General features: G+C 70.3%; 20 protein-coding genes. 12 read left to right on the plus strand and 8 right to left on the minus strand.

The genetic code is table 11. The features are described 5' to 3' along the window. Window positions 1-193 precede the first annotated feature (193 nt). Complete coding sequence (locus IE247_RS04335; protein WP_190121543.1) at window positions 194-1,633, minus strand: NAD(P)H-quinone dehydrogenase; 1,440 nt, start codon at window positions 1,631-1,633, stop codon at window positions 194-196. A 237-nt stretch (window positions 1,634-1,870) separates the two neighbouring features. On the opposite strand from IE247_RS04335, the gene IE247_RS04340 reads away from it, so the two are divergent. The 4 genes from IE247_RS04340 (at window position 1,871) to IE247_RS04355 (ending at window position 6,389) form a co-directional block, all read left to right on the plus strand. Further along, a complete protein-coding gene (locus IE247_RS04340) occupies window positions 1,871-2,308 on the plus strand; it encodes a gamma-glutamylcyclotransferase family protein (protein ID WP_190121544.1) in 438 nt (145 codons plus the stop codon). A 114-nt stretch (window positions 2,309-2,422) separates the two neighbouring features. Then, window positions 2,423-3,241 carry a purine-nucleoside phosphorylase gene (locus IE247_RS04345; RefSeq protein WP_190122069.1) on the plus strand — a complete coding sequence of 273 codons (819 nt, stop codon included), beginning with the start codon at window positions 2,423-2,425 and terminating at the stop codon, window positions 3,239-3,241. Between the two features lie 116 nt (window positions 3,242-3,357). Beyond that, the gene (locus tag IE247_RS04350) at window positions 3,358-5,031 is read left to right on the plus strand and encodes a phospho-sugar mutase (protein ID WP_190121545.1); all 1,674 of its coding nucleotides are present in this window, start codon (window positions 3,358-3,360) and stop codon (window positions 5,029-5,031) included. Between the two features lie 146 nt (window positions 5,032-5,177). Continuing rightward, complete coding sequence (locus IE247_RS04355) at window positions 5,178-6,389, plus strand: putative hexosyltransferase (RefSeq protein WP_190121546.1); 1,212 nt, start codon at window positions 5,178-5,180, stop codon at window positions 6,387-6,389. Window positions 6,390-6,399: 10 nt separating this feature from the next. Here the strand turns inward: IE247_RS04355 and IE247_RS04360 are convergent, their stop codons facing one another. Further along, on the minus strand, window positions 6,400-7,014 hold the full coding sequence (locus IE247_RS04360; RefSeq protein WP_190121547.1) for a PH domain-containing protein: 615 nt from the start codon (window positions 7,012-7,014) through the stop codon (window positions 6,400-6,402). A gap of 134 nt (window positions 7,015-7,148) precedes the next feature. Here IE247_RS04360 and IE247_RS04365 point away from each other — a divergent pair, with 134 nt between their 5' ends. After that, the gene (locus tag IE247_RS04365) at window positions 7,149-7,559 is read left to right on the plus strand and encodes a hypothetical protein (RefSeq protein ID WP_190121548.1); all 411 of its coding nucleotides are present in this window, start codon (window positions 7,149-7,151) and stop codon (window positions 7,557-7,559) included. Between the two features lie 75 nt (window positions 7,560-7,634). On the opposite strand, the gene IE247_RS34150 is transcribed toward IE247_RS04365, so the two are convergent. Genes IE247_RS34150 through IE247_RS04375 form a run of 3 tightly spaced genes read right to left on the minus strand, consistent with a single transcriptional unit; the run spans window position 7,635 to window position 8,892 of the window. Next, window positions 7,635-7,841 (minus strand): DUF397 domain-containing protein, encoded by a 207-nt coding sequence (locus tag IE247_RS34150; protein WP_229868636.1) that lies wholly within the window; start codon window positions 7,839-7,841, stop codon window positions 7,635-7,637. 8 nt (window positions 7,842-7,849) lie between these two features. After that, on the minus strand, window positions 7,850-8,056 hold the full coding sequence (locus tag IE247_RS34155) for a DUF397 domain-containing protein (RefSeq protein WP_229868638.1): 207 nt from the start codon (window positions 8,054-8,056) through the stop codon (window positions 7,850-7,852). Continuing rightward, window positions 8,053-8,892 carry a helix-turn-helix domain-containing protein gene (locus tag IE247_RS04375; RefSeq protein WP_190121550.1) on the minus strand — a complete coding sequence of 280 codons (840 nt, stop codon included), beginning with the start codon at window positions 8,890-8,892 and terminating at the stop codon, window positions 8,053-8,055. Before IE247_RS04375 ends, IE247_RS34155 begins: the two co-directional genes overlap by 4 nt. Before the next feature lie 108 nt (window positions 8,893-9,000). On the opposite strand from IE247_RS04375, the gene IE247_RS04380 reads away from it, so the two are divergent. The 5 genes from IE247_RS04380 (at window position 9,001) to IE247_RS04400 (ending at window position 12,584) form a co-directional block, all read left to right on the plus strand. Next, the gene (locus IE247_RS04380) at window positions 9,001-9,291 is read left to right on the plus strand and encodes a hypothetical protein (protein ID WP_229868641.1); all 291 of its coding nucleotides are present in this window, start codon (window positions 9,001-9,003) and stop codon (window positions 9,289-9,291) included. Between the two features lie 141 nt (window positions 9,292-9,432). Further along, window positions 9,433-9,729 (plus strand): hypothetical protein, encoded by a 297-nt coding sequence (locus tag IE247_RS04385; RefSeq protein ID WP_190121551.1) that lies wholly within the window; start codon window positions 9,433-9,435, stop codon window positions 9,727-9,729. Between the two features lie 90 nt (window positions 9,730-9,819). After that, window positions 9,820-10,356, plus strand: coding sequence for an RICIN domain-containing protein (locus tag IE247_RS04390; protein ID WP_190121552.1), 537 nt, complete (start codon window positions 9,820-9,822; stop codon window positions 10,354-10,356). 154 nt (window positions 10,357-10,510) lie between these two features. After that, entirely contained in the window at window positions 10,511-11,335 is an 825-nt protein-coding gene (locus IE247_RS04395; protein WP_190121553.1) for a hypothetical protein, read from the plus strand. A gap of 148 nt (window positions 11,336-11,483) precedes the next feature. Continuing rightward, window positions 11,484-12,584: an SGNH/GDSL hydrolase family protein gene (locus tag IE247_RS04400; RefSeq protein WP_229868645.1), complete on the plus strand. Its 1,101-nt coding sequence runs from the start codon at window positions 11,484-11,486 to the stop codon at window positions 12,582-12,584. Window positions 12,585-12,705: 121 nt separating this feature from the next. On the opposite strand, the gene tgmC is transcribed toward IE247_RS04400, so the two are convergent. The 3 genes from tgmC to tgmA are packed head-to-tail and all read right to left on the minus strand — an operon-like array spanning window position 12,706 to window position 15,048. Beyond that, entirely contained in the window at window positions 12,706-13,842 is a 1,137-nt protein-coding gene (tgmC, locus tag IE247_RS04405) for an ATP-grasp peptide maturase system methyltransferase (RefSeq protein WP_190121554.1), read from the minus strand. Next, on the minus strand, window positions 13,832-14,803 hold the full coding sequence (gene tgmB / locus IE247_RS04410) for an ATP-grasp ribosomal peptide maturase (protein WP_190121555.1): 972 nt from the start codon (window positions 14,801-14,803) through the stop codon (window positions 13,832-13,834). The genes tgmC and tgmB overlap by 11 nt, the downstream gene beginning before the upstream one ends. Next, complete coding sequence (gene tgmA, locus IE247_RS04415) at window positions 14,800-15,048, minus strand: putative ATP-grasp-modified RiPP (protein WP_190121556.1); 249 nt, start codon at window positions 15,046-15,048, stop codon at window positions 14,800-14,802. Before tgmA ends, tgmB begins: the two co-directional genes overlap by 4 nt. A 190-nt stretch (window positions 15,049-15,238) precedes the next feature. Here tgmA and IE247_RS04420 point away from each other — a divergent pair, with 190 nt between their 5' ends. After that, entirely contained in the window at window positions 15,239-15,544 is a 306-nt protein-coding gene (locus IE247_RS04420; RefSeq protein ID WP_190121557.1) for a hypothetical protein, read from the plus strand. 113 nt (window positions 15,545-15,657) lie between these two features. Next, the gene (locus tag IE247_RS04425) at window positions 15,658-16,494 is read left to right on the plus strand and encodes a class I SAM-dependent methyltransferase (protein ID WP_190121558.1); all 837 of its coding nucleotides are present in this window, start codon (window positions 15,658-15,660) and stop codon (window positions 16,492-16,494) included. Window positions 16,495-16,551: the final 57 nt, after the last annotated feature.

Consider the following 16,551-nt stretch of genomic DNA (forward strand, 5'->3'; position numbering starts at 1 on the left):
CTGACAGTAACCTGAGCGGCGGATAGTTTTCAGCAGTATGCGCCGAATAACAAGTAATGCGCTCACCCCGACCCGTCAAGTGGTATGAGCACGCGCCCGGGCCGCCGGTCAATGATCTTCGAATGACGCGCGGGGCCCGGTGTCCGGCGGGCTCTCCCCGCCCGTCACCGGGCCCTCGCGATCCGTCTTCCGGTCAGCCTTCGCCGGTCGCCTTCCGGGTGTGCAACTGCCGTGCCACCTCGGCGATCGACCCCGAGAGGGAGGGGTAGACGGTGAAGGCGTTGGCGATCTGTTCCACCGTCAGATTGTTGTCCACGGCGATCGAGATCGGGTGGATCAGCTCACTCGCCCGGGGGGCGACGACACAGCCGCCGACCACGATCCCGGTGCCCGGCCGGCAGAAGATCTTCACGAAACCGTCCCGAATGCCCTGCATCTTCGCACGGGGGTTGCGCAGCAGCGGCAGCTTGACGACCCGTGCATCGATCGTGCCCGCGTCGACGTCCGCCTGGGTGTAGCCGACGGTGGCGATCTCGGGGTCGGTGAAGACATTGGACGAGACGGTCTTCAGATTCAGCGGGGTGACCGCGTCGCCCAGGAAGTGGTACATCGCGATCCGGCCCTGCATGGCGGCCACCGAGGCGAGCGCGAAGACGCCGGTGACATCGCCTGCCGCGTACACGCCGGGGGCGCTGGTGCGGGAGACCCGGTCCGTCCGGATGTGGCCGGAGTCCTTGAGGCGTACGCCCGCCTCCTCCAGACCCATGTCGGCGGTGTTCGGGATCGCGCCGACCGCCATCAGGCAGTGCGTGCCGGAGATGACCCGGCCGTCGGAGAGGGTGACCTCGACCCGGTCGCCGACGCGCTTGGCGGACTCGGCGCGGGAGCGGGCCATGACATTCATCCCGCGACGGCGGAAGACGTCCTCCAGGACGGCGGCGGCGTCCGGGTCCTCGCCGGGCAGCACCCGGTCGCGGGAGGAGACCAGGGTGACCCGGGAGCCGAGGGCCTGGTAGGCCCCGGCGAACTCGGCGCCGGTGACGCCGGAGCCGACGACGATCAGCTCTTCGGGCAGCTCGTCCAGGTCGTAGACCTGGGTCCAGTTCAGGATCCGCTCGCCGTCGGGCAGCGCGTCGGGGATCTCGCGCGGGTGGCCGCCGGTCGCGATCAGCACCGCGTCGGCGATCAGGGTCTCCTCACTGCCGTCCGCCGCGCGGACGATCACCTTGCGGGAGCCGTCGGTGGCCTGCCGGCCGTCGAGCCTGCCCCGGCCGCGCACCACCCGGGCGCCGGCCCGGGTGACGGAGGCGGTGATGTCGTGCGACTGCGCCAGGGCGAGCCGCTTCACCCGGCGGTTCACCTTGCCGAGGTCCACGCCCACCACCCGGGCGGTGTGCTCCATCGGCGGGGTGTCGTCGGCGACGATGATGCCGAGCTCTTCGTAGGACGAGTCGAAGGTGGTCATCACCTCGGCCGTGGCGATGAGGGTCTTGGAGGGCACGCAGTCGGTCAGCACGGACGCGCCGCCGAGGCCGTCGCAGTCGACGACGGTCACCTCCGCGCCGAGTTGGGCGCCCACCAGGGCCGCCTCGTATCCGCCGGGTCCGCCGCCGATGATCACGATCCGGGTCACAGGGGTTACGCCTCGCGCTCTCGTTGCTGCCGGGTGGGCCGGGCGGGGTGTCTCCCCCGACGGGCTGCCCGCTGGGGGCCGTCCCACTGGGGGCTGGAGTACGTACCCCATTGTCCCGCACGCTTCAACTTGCTCGCTCCCGGGGCCTCCATTCGGGGTTGGGAGGCCCCCGGAGCCTCCCCGCGGGACCGCATCACACAAGGCGACCACCCGGGCCCCTCCCGTACCCTCAATCCCATGTCGCTCTACGCCGCGTACGCCGGCAACCTCGACGCGCGGCTGATGACCCGCCGCGCACCGCACTCCCCGCTGCGCGGCACGGGCTGGCTCAACGGCTGGCGGCTGACCTTCGGCGGCGAGCAGATGGGCTGGGAGGGGGCGCTGGCCACGATCGTGGAGGCCCCGCGCTCCCAGGTCTTCGTCGCGCTGTACGACGTCGCCCCGATGGACGAGGACTCCATGGACCGCTGGGAGGGCGTCGGGCTCGACATCTACCGGCGGATGCGGGTACGGGTGCACACCCTGGACGGCGAGGAGCCCGCCTGGGTGTACGTACTGAACGGGTACGAGGGCGGGCTGCCCTCCGCGCGCTACCTCGGCGAGATCGCCGACGCGGCCGACTCGGCGGGCGCGCCGCACGACTACGCGATGGAGCTGCGCAAGCGCCCCTGCTAGGGAGCCTTGAAGGTCGTTCGTCGGAAACGACAAGACAACGATCCAAGGACCGTACGCCGCTGCATCTACGCGCGTAGGGAATCAGCGGTTACCCTCATTCGCGTGAACGCACATGTGAATCCGGACCTCGACGGCGCTACCGCCGACCCCCACCAGACGGCCGGTGCCGCCGCCGCGCGACTGCGCGAGCTGACCGGCGCCGAGACCCATGACGTAGCCCTGGTGATGGGCTCCGGCTGGGCGCCCGCCGCGGAAGCGCTCGGCGCGCCCGAGGCTGAGTTCCCGGTCACGGAACTGCCCGGCTTCCCGCCGCCCGCCGTCCAGGGCCACGGCGGCACGGTCCGCTCGTACCGCATCGGCGACAAGCGCGCCCTGCTCTTCCTGGGCCGTACCCACTTCTACGAGGGCCGCGGCGTCGCCGCCGTCTCCCACGGAGTGCGCACCGCCGTCGCCGCGGGCTGCAAGACCATCGTCCTGACCAACGGCTGCGGCGGGCTCCGCGAGGGCATGCGCCCCGGCCAGCCGGTGCTGATCAGCGACCACATCAACCTCACCGCGACCTCGCCGATCGTGGGCGCGAACTTCGTCGACCTCACCGACCTGTACTCGCCGCGGCTGCGCGCGCTCTGCAAGGAGGTCGACCCCTCCCTCGAAGAGGGCGTGTACGTCCAGTTCCCCGGCCCGCACTACGAGACCCCCGCCGAGATCAACATGGTGCGGGTCCTCGGCGGCGACCTCGTCGGCATGTCCACCGTGCTGGAGGCCATCGCGGCACGCGAGGCGGGCGCTGAGGTCCTCGGCATCTCCCTCGTCACCAACCTGGCCGCCGGCATGTCGGGCGAGCCCCTCAACCACGAGGAAGTCCTCCAGGCCGGCCGCGACTCGGCCGCCCGGATGGGCGAGCTGCTGACCAGGGTCCTGGCGCGGCTCTGAGCCACCGGAACCGCGCCGGGCGGGCCGTCGTCGCGGCCCGCCCGGCGTGGGCTTCACCCATGCCCGGACATGCTCGGGGCATCTTGGAACACTTGGACACGAGAGGCGGAGCGATCGTGCAGCAGGACCTCATCACGCGGGCCCGGGCGTGGCTGGCGGAGGACCCGGACCCGGAGACACGGGACGAACTCGGCGAGCTGATCGAGGCCGGGGACCACGACGGGCTGACCGCCCGGTTCAGCGGAACGCTCCAGTTCGGCACCGCCGGGCTCCGGGGCGAGCTGGGCGCGGGCCCCATGCGGATGAACCGCGCCGTGGTGATCCGCGCCGCCGCCGGTCTCGCCGCGTACCTCAAGGCTCAGGGCCAGGGCGACGGCCTCGTCGTCATCGGCTACGACGCCCGCCACAAGTCGGCCGACTTCGCCCTCGACACCGCCGCCGTCATGGTCGGCGCGGGGCTGCGCGCCGCCGTGCTGCCGCGCCCGCTGCCCACCCCCGTCCTGGCCTTCGCCATAAGGCGGCTCGGGGCCGTGGCCGGGGTCGAGGTCACCGCCAGCCACAATCCGCCGCGCGACAACGGCTACAAGGTCTACCTCGGCGACGGCTCGCAGATCGTGCCGCCCGCCGACGCGGAGATCGCCGCCGAGATCGACGCGATCGCCGCACTCGCCGACGTACCCCGCGCCGACTCCGGCTGGGAGACCCTCGACGAGACCGTCCTCGACGCCTATCTGGCCCGTACGGACGCCGTCCTGACCCCCGGCTCCCCGCGCACGGCCGAGGTCGTCTACACCGCCATGCACGGCGTCGGCAAGGACGTCCTCCTCGCCACCTTCGCCCGCGCCGGCTTCCCCGCCCCCACCCTGGTGGCCGAGCAGGCCGAGCCCGACCCCGAATTCCCCACGGTCGCCTTCCCCAACCCGGAGGAGCCGGGCGCGATGGACCTCGCGTTCGCCACCGCCCGCCGCGCCCGCCCCGACATCGTCATCGCCAACGACCCCGACGCCGACCGCTGCGCCGTCGCCGTCCCGGACGGAGACGGAGACGGAGACGGAGACGGCGGCGGCGGCGGCGGCTGGCGCATGCTCCGCGGCGACGAGGTCGGCGCGCTGCTCGCCGCCCACCTGGTCCGCACCGGCGCGCGCGGCACCTTCGCCGAGTCGATCGTCTCCTCCTCCCTCCTCGGCCGGATCGCCGAATCGGCGGGCCTGCGGTACGAGGAGACCCTCACCGGCTTCAAGTGGATCGCCCGCGTCGAGGGCCTGCGGTACGGCTACGAGGAGGCCCTCGGCTACTGCGTCGACCCCGAGGGCGTCCGCGACAAGGACGGCATCACGGCGGCACTCCTCGTCGCCGAGCTGGCCTCCGTCCTCAAGGAGCAGGGCCGCACCCTCACCGACCTCCTCGACGATCTCGCCGTCGAACACGGTCTGCACGCCACCGACCAGCTCTCGGTCCGCGTCGAGGACCTCAGCGTCATCGCCGACGCCATGAAGGCGCTGCGCACCCGCCCGCCCGAGTCCCTCGCCGGGCTCACCGTCACCAGCACGGAGGATCTCAGCCTCGGCAGCGAGGCCCTCCCGCCCACCGACGGGCTGCGCTACTACCTGGACGGCTCCTACCGCGCCCGGGTCATCGTCCGCCCGAGCGGCACCGAGCCCAAGCTCAAGTGCTACCTGGAGGTCGTCGTCCCGGTCTCCGACGCGAGCGGCCTCCCCGCTGCCCGCGAGCGCGCGGCCGGGACCCTGGCGGCGCTCAAGCGCGACCTGGCGGCGGCCGCGGGCATCTGACCCGCCCAGGCTGTACGACCGGAAATCGCTCACCGCCCCCCGTACGGGTGAATCTCGTACGGGGGGCGGTCTGCGCGCTCCGCCGCCCGGCACGGCCGGGCAAAGGTGGCCGGGTAGTCCCTGCCGACCACCAGGAGCACCAGCCGTTGTCCCCCGCCGCGACCGCCCACGCCTTCGTCCCCGCCTCCCGCCGCCCCCCGGCCCCGGGAGGCGGCGGCACTCCCGGGCCCCCCGGCCTCCTTTTGGCCGCCCTCCGGCGCGCCTGGCCCGCCCTGGCGGCCTATCTCGCCGTACGGCTCTGCGGGCTGCTGGCCGTCGCCGCGCTGGCCCGTGCCAAGGGCCACGGCGTGTGGCCGACCCTGGCCGCCTCCTGGGATTCGAACTGGTACCTGGACATCGCCGCCGACGGCTACACCGACACCCTCGGCACCCGCGTCAACGACAACAACCTCGCCTTCTTCCCGCTCTACCCCCTGCTCGTACGCGCCCTCTCGCCCCTCACCCCCGGCTCCCCCGCCTCGGTCGGGCTGCTGCTGGCGGTCTTCTCCTCGTTCCTCGCCGCCTGGGGCGTCTTCGCGGTCGGCGACCGGCTCCACGGCCGCCGGGTCGGCACCCTCCTCACCGTGGTGTGGGGCGCGCTGCCCGTCGCCGTCGTCCAGTGGATGGGCTACACCGAATCGCTCTTCACCGCGCTCTGCGCCTGGGCCCTGTACGCCGTCCTCACCGGCCGCTGGTACTGGGCCGGGGCCCTGGCCTCCCTGGCCGGACTCACCCGCCCCACCGGCATCGCACTCGCGGCGGCCGTGACCTGCGCCGCCCTCCTCGCCTGCCGCCGCCTGCCGCGCGGACCTCTCCGGGCGGCGGCGGTGACGGGTGCGGTGATCGCCCCGCTGGGGTGGCTGGGGTTCGTGTCATGGGTCGGGCTGCGGGTCGGCCGTATCGACGGCTACTTCGCCGTCCAGCGCCTCTGGAAGAACGAGTGGGACGGGGGCCGCGCCACCCTGCTCGAACTGCGCCAGCAGTTCCTCTACGCCAGCCGCCCGCCGCTGTTCGTCCTGCTCGTCTCAGCGGTACTCATCGTCTCGGCCGTGCTCTTCCTGCTCTGCCTGGCCGACCGCCAGCCACTCCCCCTGCTGATCTTCACCGGCGTGCTGCTGCTCGTCGTCCTGGGCAGCGCGGGCGTCTACTTCCCCCGCGCCCGTTTCCTGCTCCCCGGCTTTCCTCTGCTGTTGCCTGTGGCCCGGGCCCTGGCACGGGCCCGCCGCCTGTCGACCGTCGCGGTGCTGCTGGGCGCGGGTGTCCTGCTGTCCGCGTGGGCTGGGGCACACATGCTGCTGGTGTGGGACGGGCCGCCGTAACAGTTACCCGCTACCCGATCGCGAGCAGCACCACGAGCAGCACCAGCCCGACGACCGCGGGCGCGGCCAGCTCGTACGCCCAGCGCGTCCGGACCTCTCCCTGCGCCCCGGGACTGTCCGCATTCACCTCAGCGAGCAGCCGCATATCCCGAATCGCCTGATCCGCCTGCGGCGTCTTCACCTGAATATCCGACCCGTCCCCCCGACGCGGCCGTTCCTTCCTCGCCTGCTGCCGCGCCGCCCGCTTGCGCTGCCGCAGCGACACCGGCACGGCCCAGAGCTGGTACTTCTCGCCGTCCTTCGTGAAGATCTCGCTGGAGTACCCGGCGCGCACGTCCTCCACCACCGCCCACGGCAGCACGATCGTCCGCAGCGGGTTCCGCACCCGAACGCGGTCGTCATTGACGAACACCGCAGGCCGCAGCGTGAACGCGACGATCAACGGCACCGCGAGCAGCAGCACCGCCACCGCGAACCACGGCGTCCGCCCGTCCCCCCGTACAGCGGCGTCAATCCCCAGCCACACCGTCAGGCCGAGCAGCAGTACGCCACCCGCCATCCCGGCGGGCGAACGGAACACCCGATCGGCGTACACGGGCTTCGCGGGCGGCTTCGAGCTGGTCATACCCCCGATTCTGCCCCACCCGGCAAATCCCCCGCTCCCCGGGCACACCCCTCGTATTCGAATACCCGCCTCCGCCGCGCCCGCACTCCGCCATGGTGTTCGCACAACCCGTCCCCCGGAGAAAGACCCCGCCCATGCGCCCCCAGCGATTCCAGTCCTTCGTCATCGACCTGGCCACCAACCACCCCACCGCGACCAAGGTCCAAACCCTCGCCGAGTCGGGCGAGACCAAAACCCCCGGCGGCGTCGCCATCACCACCTCGACCGGCGTCTCCCGCTGGGGCATCGTCGGCCAGCTCCCCGACGGCGCCAAGCACGACGGCTTCGAGGACGCCCCCGTCAGCGGCGACCCCGTCACCCCGGGCGACGCACCCCAGGCGGCGGACGCCCCGGAAGCCTGGCTGGCGGCCCTCCTCGCCCACTCCCAGTCCCCCGAGATCGCCAGCATCGAACGCTGGTCGACCAGCGAGGACGCCCGCCCCGACTACTTCGGCCTGACCGTCCGCTTCCACAACACCGCGCGGGTCTTCGTCCGCCTCCTCTGACCGACCCGCGCGACGACACAGCCGAGCCCCGCCGACCCGGAAGACGGGGCCGACGGGGCTCGGGGCTGTGCGGTCCTACAGCTCGGCGGACCGGGCGAGGGCGATCAGCCCGGCGAACGCCGAGCTGGACACCATGAGGGACGGGCCGCCCGGACGCTTGCTGTCCCGGACGGGAACTATGCCGGTGGCGGACGTGTGCTCGGGGGCCCACTCAACGCACTGGCCACCGTTGGCGCTGTAGCTCGACTTAACCCAACCGAGAGAAGAGGATTCGGCCGTCACGGGGTCTCCTAGATGTCGGCGGACCGAGCGAGAGCGACCAACCCGGTCCAAGCGGAAGAGCTGACCAGCAGGGACGGGCCGGTCGGGCGCTTGCTGTCCCGGACCGGGACGACGCCGGAAGCGGCCACACGCTCGGGGGCCCATTCAATGCACTGACCGCCGTTGTCGCTGTACGAAGACTTGATCCAGTTCAGGGGTTCGGTCGCGGTCGTCACGGAGTTCCCTTTCGTACCTGGTTGATCATGGCCACAGAGTCAGCCTGCGAGAGGGCATGCTTTTGGAGCTGATGGTAAGCCGTCAAGGTAGGCACCACAAACCTCCCTTCACGCTCAAGATGCCCCCGCGCAGCGGATTCTGCGTAGAAGACCAGTGAACGGTCGGGCAGCGTCAGCACCGTTATCGGCAGGTTGAACGGACGGCGCTCTCCCATGCTGAACGGGGCCACCTGAAGTGAGGCGTTCGGCTGTTCCGCGAACTCAAGCAGCCGGTCCAACTGCGCCCCCATCACCGCAGGTCCCCCGACGGGCCGACGGATGCAGCCCTCGTCCAGCACCACGAAGATCAGCGGTGGCGGAGTCCGGACAAGTGCCGCCTGTCGCTTGGCGGTCAGACCGGTTCGCTCCTTCGCCTGGTCGTCCGTGATCGCCCCGCGCTCGACGTACGCGTCCGCCAGCACGGCCGCGTACTCCGGCGTCTGAAGAAGCCCCGGGATGACGCCCACCTCGTACAAGCGGACCTCCACCGCCCGCCCCTCGTACCCGACGAACCCCGGAAACCCTTCCAGCAGCGCGCCGTACTTCATCCCCAACCACTCGCGCTCGAAAGACTCTTCGGTTCCCGCAAGCCCTAAAACCACATCAACGGCACGACAAAACGGCAAAGTCGCAACCTTCAAAGCAGTTTCGACATGCGAAACCTGTGTCGGCGAATACCCCATCCGCTCACCCAGCTCACGCTGCTTCCAGTCGCGCTGTTCCCGCTCCCGACGGAGACGCGCCCCTAACGCCGCCTGCGGGCTGGCGTCGGGGTTCAATTCCTTCCGGTTTGCCATGGGCGTTTCCCTCAACTTTGTTTGCTGATTCCCCGAGTTGAACCACTCTCGACTCTAAGCCACGCTAATGCCCCTTGGTAGCGGTTTCGCTACGGAAAGGAGTCACCGGTGTCTGGCACGAGTGTTCCCCCGAACAAACAGACAGCTCCGGATCTCAAGGCCGCGCACGGGGGCCGCCTCACAGTCGGAGACATCGCGTACGACAGTGAGCGCAAGGCCCTCGGTGTCCTCATGGCGGAGTACGGAACCCTCTACTTCCTCCGCCCGCTCACCGGCGGCCGGGAATGGGACGTCGCCAAAGAGAAAGTCCACCCCGCCACCACTACCGAACAGCTCTCCCCGGCCGTCGCCGAGGCGAATGCCAACAGCCTCCGCCGAGCCGACCGCCACCGCCCCTGAAACACCCCCATTCCCCCTGGCCGCACACCAGGGGAGGGGAGGGTGCCCCCGCACCCTCCGGCCCCGGCCGTCACATTCCCCCGCCACGGCCGGGGCCACCCCGTACCCATCCCGCACTCACCCCGAACAGGAGACAAGGCAGTGCCACCCCGCACCCCGGCGGAGAAAGCAGCGGCGCGGAATCGCGTCATCTCCGACCGTGCCACCGTCATCAACCGCTACACCCAGGGCGATTCGCTGAAAGCAATCGCCCGCACCTACGACGTACACGCGCCGTGGCTCGCGGCCCGTCTCACCCGCTGGGGCGTCCGGGTCCGTACACACGCGCACGCGACCTCCCACACCCACGTACACAGGGACAGCAGGACCGGAGCCGTAACGTCCATTCGCTGTCCGGACTCCCGCTGCGGGCGGATCACCGGCGGAATGGCCGGATAGGCGTTCTGTACACCGCGATCGCGGGATCCCTACGGTGAAGGCGGTTCGGACCGTGCCGGAAAGCCTGAGCCTGGTGAAGGGGAGAGCGGTATGCCGAGGATTCGTGACCGTGAAGCGACGTTCGACATCCCGGACGGGGATGTGTTCATCCACCTGGCCGGCCAGCCCAACCTGGTGTGGGACGTTGCCGGTGCCTCCCAGCAGGCGGGCGGGCGGACGCTGCTGTGGCCGCGCCACGGCGGTGCCAACCAGCGGTGGCGGGTGACCATTTTCGATGATGAGAACCAGTTCTACACCTGGTTCCGGATCACCAATGTGCACAGCGGCATGGCCCTGGTCCACCAGGAGGCGAGCAACACCTTCGTCCAACAGCCCCTCGCCCAGGACGGCTGGTCACAAGTCTGGGCCGCGGGCTATCCCGGCTTCGCCGGTTCGAGCTTCGACCCCGCCAGGCCCGCCCAGCCCCATCCCACCGGCTCCGACGGCATCCGCCTGCGCTACAAGGGAAGCTCCAGCTTCGGCGGCGTCATCACCATCGCCACCCCCGAGGCATCCGGCACCAACCTGTCCGCCACCGAACGCTGGCAGGACTTCGAAACCGGCTGGAAGTTCGTCGCCGCCCCCTGACCCTGGCGGCGGAGGCGGGCCGATGGCATCGAGGTTGACGGCAGCGCGAAGATGCACACTCTGGAGGGCGGGGCTTTCCGAAGCGCCCCGGCCGGGGTGGGCCCGTACGGTGCCAGACCCCGGCACCGTACCGCCCTGAAGGAGACCGCCATCGATGGAAGCCTCACTGGCCACCCCCATGATCATGGGGATTCACGGGGTGCTCACCCTGCACCCCTGGATCCGCCGGGAGTACGCGGAGGGCACCCTCGACGAGGATGTGTTCAGCCTGGTCGCCACCCGGGCCACCGCCTACGGCTGGCTCGGCTCCTGCGAGCCGGTCCCCGTCGGCGTCCGCTGGGGCCACAACGACGCCGACGGCGACTGGGAGCAGGACGGGCGGATCCGCGAACTGGGCTGGATGCAGATCGACGTCGGCGACACCCCCCGTGGCCAGCGGCTGCCCGTCCTGCCCGCCGCCACCGTCCTCGGCGAGGGCCTGGCCCGGGTGGGTCGGCTCGACTTCACCGGACTGCATACCGTGGCGCCCCTGCGACTCGCGGACGACAGCCGCCTCGACCTCCTGGAAGCAGCAGGCTGGTTCGGCCTCGGCGACCCCGAGGCCAAGGCCGCCTTCACCCTGACGGTGGCCGGGACCGAGCCTGCGGAGATCCCGGGCCGGGCGTCCGCGCTCCTCGACGGCGTACGGACACGGGCACGGGATCTCCTCACCATCGAGGCACCGGAGCCGGGCGCGCCCGGGGAACCAGCCCTGACCCCCGCCACCCAGCCCGGCCTCGCCCACCCGCCCTCCGGCGGCCCCGACGGCGGCCTGGCGGGAATGACCTCGGGCCTGACCTTCCGCTGCACTTCCCGGGAATGGTCTCTGGACCTGGCCTCCTGGGTGACCGAGATGGTCATCGACACCCTGCGGGAGACCGGCCTCACCCAGCCCGTCGCCATCGCGCTGTCACGTACCGACCTGACCAAGCCTCACTAGTCAGTGTCCGTCGGGTCGACTGGAGGAGGGCCGGCTCCGAACACGGTGGAGTGAATGATCATCCTGGCCATGGACCACCACGAAGCGCGGCTGATTGAGTACGCAGCGTCACAGGCCCTTGGTTTGTTTCCTGCTCTCAGGAGGCTACGTGTTCCACCTCAAGACATCCTTCGCACGCAGGGTCGCACTGGGCGCGCTCACCGCGCTGGCCCTCGCGGCCGCTGTCCCGGGCGGCGCGGCTACTGCGGCACCGGAGCCGGTGCAGTGGGCGGCGCTCGGTGACTCGTACACGGCCGGCGTGTTCGTCGGCTCCCCCAGCCCGGAGCTCGGCAGCACGGAGCGGGACGGATGCGACCGCACGACAGGCGCGTACCCGAACCTCGTCGAGCGCAGGTTCACGGTCGAGCCGCCTGCGGGCCGGCCGGTGAAGCTGACCGACTTCAGCTGCGGTGCCGCCACCATCGCGGAGATCGCCACCGCCCGGCAGACCCCCATCAGCCCGGTGCAGCCCCCCGAGGGCGGCTGGCCCTCCGTGGACGCGCAGATCGAACGTGCCGGACTGAGCGCGAGCACCGACGTGGTCACGATCGGCGTCGGCGGCAACAGCCTGCCCTTCGGCAAGATCGTCACATCCTGTCTGATCCTCGGCACCGGGCAGGAGGACGACGCCACCCCCTGCCGGGACGCCTACGAGAGGGGCGACTTCATCCTCGACCCCGAGTCGATCCAGGACAAGTTCCAGCGGGTCTTCCGGGAGTACGTCGAGATGCTGGAGGCAGTGCACGACAAGGCGCCCAACGCCAAGGTCATCACGGTCGGCTACCCCACGATCGTCCCGGCGGACGCCACCACCTGTGACCGCCAGGACACCACCGAGCTGGCGGCCGACCTCAAGGACGCCGAGGCCCGGCTCTCGGCCACCCACGGGGACATCGCCTGGCTGGGCCAGGTGAACACCGAGCTCAACTCGATCATCGAAGACGTCACGGACCTTGTCGACTACGGATACACCTACGTCGACGTCGCCGCCTCCAGCGTCGGCCACGACGCCTGCCAGCCCCGCGCCACGAAGTGGGTCGAGGGCGTCTGCGGCCAGGCCGGCCCGTACTGGCCCACCGACATCACCGTCGGCCTTGTCGCCCTGAAGTGCTCCAACGGCAACCGGTCCACCCTCGTGCACCCCAACGCCGCCGGCCACGCCAACACCGCCGCCCTGGTCGAAGCCGCCGTCCGCAAGGCCCTGACCTGACCTGACCTGATCGCATCGCGCCGCCGCCCCTGGCCCCAGCGGCCCGGGGCGGCCCGGCCTCGATGCCGAACGCCCATTCCGCCTCACGTCGCGGCCCCGAATCCGACCCGCCGGGCAGGCCCTAGACCGGGAGCTGCCAGCTCGGGCCCTCGGGCGAGCCGATCCATACGGTCTGCTCGAAGGGGGTGGCCGTCATTCCGAACCCTGTCAGATCGGGCGCTCCCTCGACCTGCCAACGGCGGAGAGCCTCTTCGACCTGATCCCACAGGCTGAGCGGCCCGTGCTGGTGCACCGCCCATCCTTCGCCGTCGGGTTCGGTCCACGCCTGTGAGCCGGTCGCCACGTCACGGAGGACGACGCCGGAGCCGGTGGCCATCAGTTCGGCGGAGGGCGCGGCAAGCTGGGCGACGAACCGTCCTGCCCACTCCTCCAGAAGCGCGGGGTCCAGACGGGTGCGGCGGGTGGTGCCGTCCTGCGGGAAGAAGACGGGAGACGGGGGCCGCTCGTGGGGACGGGCGAGCATGTACGTAACGGCGTCGCCGGTGAACCGGCCCCTGGCCGTCCCCTCATCGTCCAGGGCCAGGCGGATCAGTCCGCCGGCAAGCATCCATCCGCCGATGGCGGTGGTGATCGATCCGCCGTCATTCAGCTGCCAGAACCACGAGTGCGGGACGGAACGCACTGAACAGGTAGCGATGATCGCGTCATAGTCGGCATGCTCCTTGCACCCCCGAAGGCCGTCCCCCACCGCGAGCGTCGGCGCGTACCCGGCTTCGCCCAGGTGCGCGGCGGCACTCGCCGCGAGGCCGGAGTCGTACTCGACACTGACGACATTCGCGGCCCCGAGCCTGTGGCACAGAATCCCGGTGGAGTAGCCGGTACCGGTGCCCACTTCAAGGACCCTCTGCCCGGAACGGAGTTCCGCCACCTGCGCGGTGCGCACCACCAGAGAGGGGAGCGTGGCCGACGAGGTGGGGCTGCCGGAGACCGGGCTCGTGACATCGGCGGCGTTCCTCCCCTCCACCTGGGTGACCCATGTCGTGTCGGCGTAGACCATCCGCAGCCACTCCTCCTCCCCGGCCTTCGCCCGGTGCACCGGCTCCCACCCGGCACCAGTCGGGCGGAAGGCTGCGGAGTCGAGGAACAGCTCACGGGGAACGGATCCGACAGCGTCGCGCCATCCGGGGTCGAGGGCTGGATCGGCTGCGGCGATCTCCTCGGCCAGGGCGAGGCGGAGCGCGGCGGGGTCAGCGGACACGGTGGTCTCCTCCGTGCTGGAGCTGGTCGGCGAGGGCGGTGACAATCCTGCCGGTGATCGGTTCCGGGAACCAGGCGAATTGCCCGTTCGGGTTGCACTCATACAGCCAGATACGGCCGTCCTGATCGACACCGAAATCGAAGGCTCCGAAGACGAGCCCGAAGGCGTCCAGGTATCGGCGCACGCTCTTGGCCAGGTGCGGCGGGGTGCCAATGAGCGAGTACGAAAGGGCGTCGTAGTGCCGCCGCCAGTCCAGGCCGGGAGAACCGTCGATCCGGACCGTGAACACCTCTTCGCCCACTGCTGTCACTCGCAAATCGGCGATGGAGTGCACGCGTTTCTGGAACAGGTGCATGGTCTGGCCGACTCCGGCACCCAGGTCGGCGGGATCGACTTCCTCGACCCACACCGTCAGCGCCCGTCCGTCGGCATTCTGGTAGTCCGTGTTGCGCAGTGGTTTGTAGACCACCGGGCCATGATCGTGGGCGAATTCCCGGGCCGCGCTCACGTTGTTCGTGAGCAGGGTCGGCGGGACGTCGAAGCCGCAGCGCGCCGCGGTGGCGAGCTGGTCGGGCTTGTACTCGGCGTCCCGGTTCCGCCAGGGGTGGTTCACGTAGTGCGCTCCGGGGAGAGAAGCAAGGACGCCCCCGAGACCGTAGCGGGCCTCTTCCCGGCACCAGCGCGCTTCCTGCTCCCCGAGCCCGAGTGGCACAGTCCAGGGGCGCGGCCGACGCCAGTAGACGGAACGGATCTGATCAAGGCCGGTCACGCGAGTCCGAGTTTGCGCGGTTCCCCGCATCCCGTCGTTGTCCAGCCGGGCGGCGACAGTGATGCCCGAAGGGAAGTCGCCCGGATCCATGCGTACGACCGGGACCTGTCGTGAGTTCAGTTCTTCGATGACCAGATCTGCGGTCGCATCATCGAGCCGCGAGACGACCAGAACAGGAGTGTCCAGAGTCAATCCGTGTCACCTTCCTGGTCGCTGCCCTGATCCGGGGTCCCGTCCAGACTGGTCTTGGTCTTGGTCTCCTTGTTCGTCTCAGACCTTTTGTGCCTACTCGTGGGGGGCATGTCCAGGCCGTCCGGGCCGACCCGCCGGCCGATCTGCGTCGCGGGGTCGAGAACGACCTCCGCAGCCGGAAGGACCGCCGTCTCGGGGTAGGGCCTCATACGGGTCACGCCCCACGGCACTGCTGCCTCTTTCATTCTCTTCCTCCTGCCGCCCCTGACCTTCGGCGCACAGTGTGTAGCCTTCCCAGCACATAAAGTAAGAGGACATTCGGTCGACCGAGCGGAGGGGGCCGGGATTCGCGTCCCTTCCGGAGGCCGCACCCGCCCAGCACGTTGTCGGCACGTTCGACAACCAGCCACCCCGGCACCATGTTGAAGGAGCACCATGGCCAGCCGTGCCTTCGACCACATCACCGTGACCACCCCCGCCCTTGATGAGCCCGGCCTGTACCTGTCGGTGGTCGATTCGCTGGACAGCCCTCGCGGCATCGTTCAGGACTTCGCGTACGGAGGCGTGGAACTGCGCTCGCTCAGCCTCACCGGAATCCAGCTCATCACCGGCAGGATTAGCGACGTCCGTGCGAAGCACGTCGAATTCGACGCGCTGAACCTCCACAGCGTCGAGATCACCAACAGTGGCCTTGCTCAGGCCCTTGTGGACGAACTCGGCATCATCGTCGGAGACGACTGAGCAGGAGGACCGCGTACTCCTACTCATCGCATTCAACAACCTGGCCGCCCAGCGTGAGCTATCCACGAAGCGACCGCCCGCCCCGCTGTCGTCAGCCACTCCACGGAGCCGCGATGACCATCCAGCCCGCGAACGAACCTTCAGTCACCGACCGGGGTCTTCTCTCCACCAAGGCGTACGCCACCGGTCGGCATCTCGCCGCTCGGCAGTCCCTCTACCAGTGGCAGACCCCGCAGCACGATCTTCCGGGCATCGTCGTGAACGAGCTGGCCGAGGTGCGCGGTCCGATCGCGGATGTGGGCTGCGGCAACGGGAAGTTCGTGAAGCGGATACGGGAGGACCGGCCCGACCTCACGGCGGTACCCATGGATGTCTCCGCCGGTATCCTCGGCGGCGTCCCCGGAGCCGTCGTCGCGGACGCTCAACAACTCCCCATCGCCGATGGAGCCCTCGGCGCAGCCCTGGCGCTGCACATGCTGTACCACGTCGAAGACCAGGCCCAGGCCGTGCGCGAGCTGGGCAGAGTCCTGTCTCCCGACGGTGTGGCGATCGTCTCCACCAACAGCCGGACCGACAAGCGGGAGCTGGAGAGCCTCTGGAGAAGGTCCGCCGGTGACGTACTGGGTATCCCCGAAGGACCGGCCCGAGTGCAGTTGTCCGCCCGCTTCACTCTGGAGGACGCGCCGACGGTGCTCGGCGCGGTCTTCACCGACATCCGTACGATCCCCCTGCCCGGGGTGATCGAGGTGACCGACGCGGACCCGGTTGTCGCACACCTGGCCTCGTACGAAGCCTGGGCGGATCAGATGGGTGTCCCGTTCCGGGAAACCGTCGAGCGGGCCCGCGAGCGGGTCGAGGAGACCATCCGGGTGGAGGGCGCGTTCCGCGTCACGTGTCTGGGCGGCATCCTCGTCTGCCGAAGGGCGCGGGTACGGGTACGGGCAGCCTGAACCCTGCGGACCGGGCTGGTCAGCCGTTGTGGGACTTGCGACCTCACCGCATAGACC

Source organism: Streptomyces inusitatus (assembly GCF_014651115.1).
GTDB classification, from domain to species: Bacteria; Actinomycetota; Actinomycetes; order Streptomycetales; family Streptomycetaceae; genus Streptomyces; species Streptomyces amakusaensis.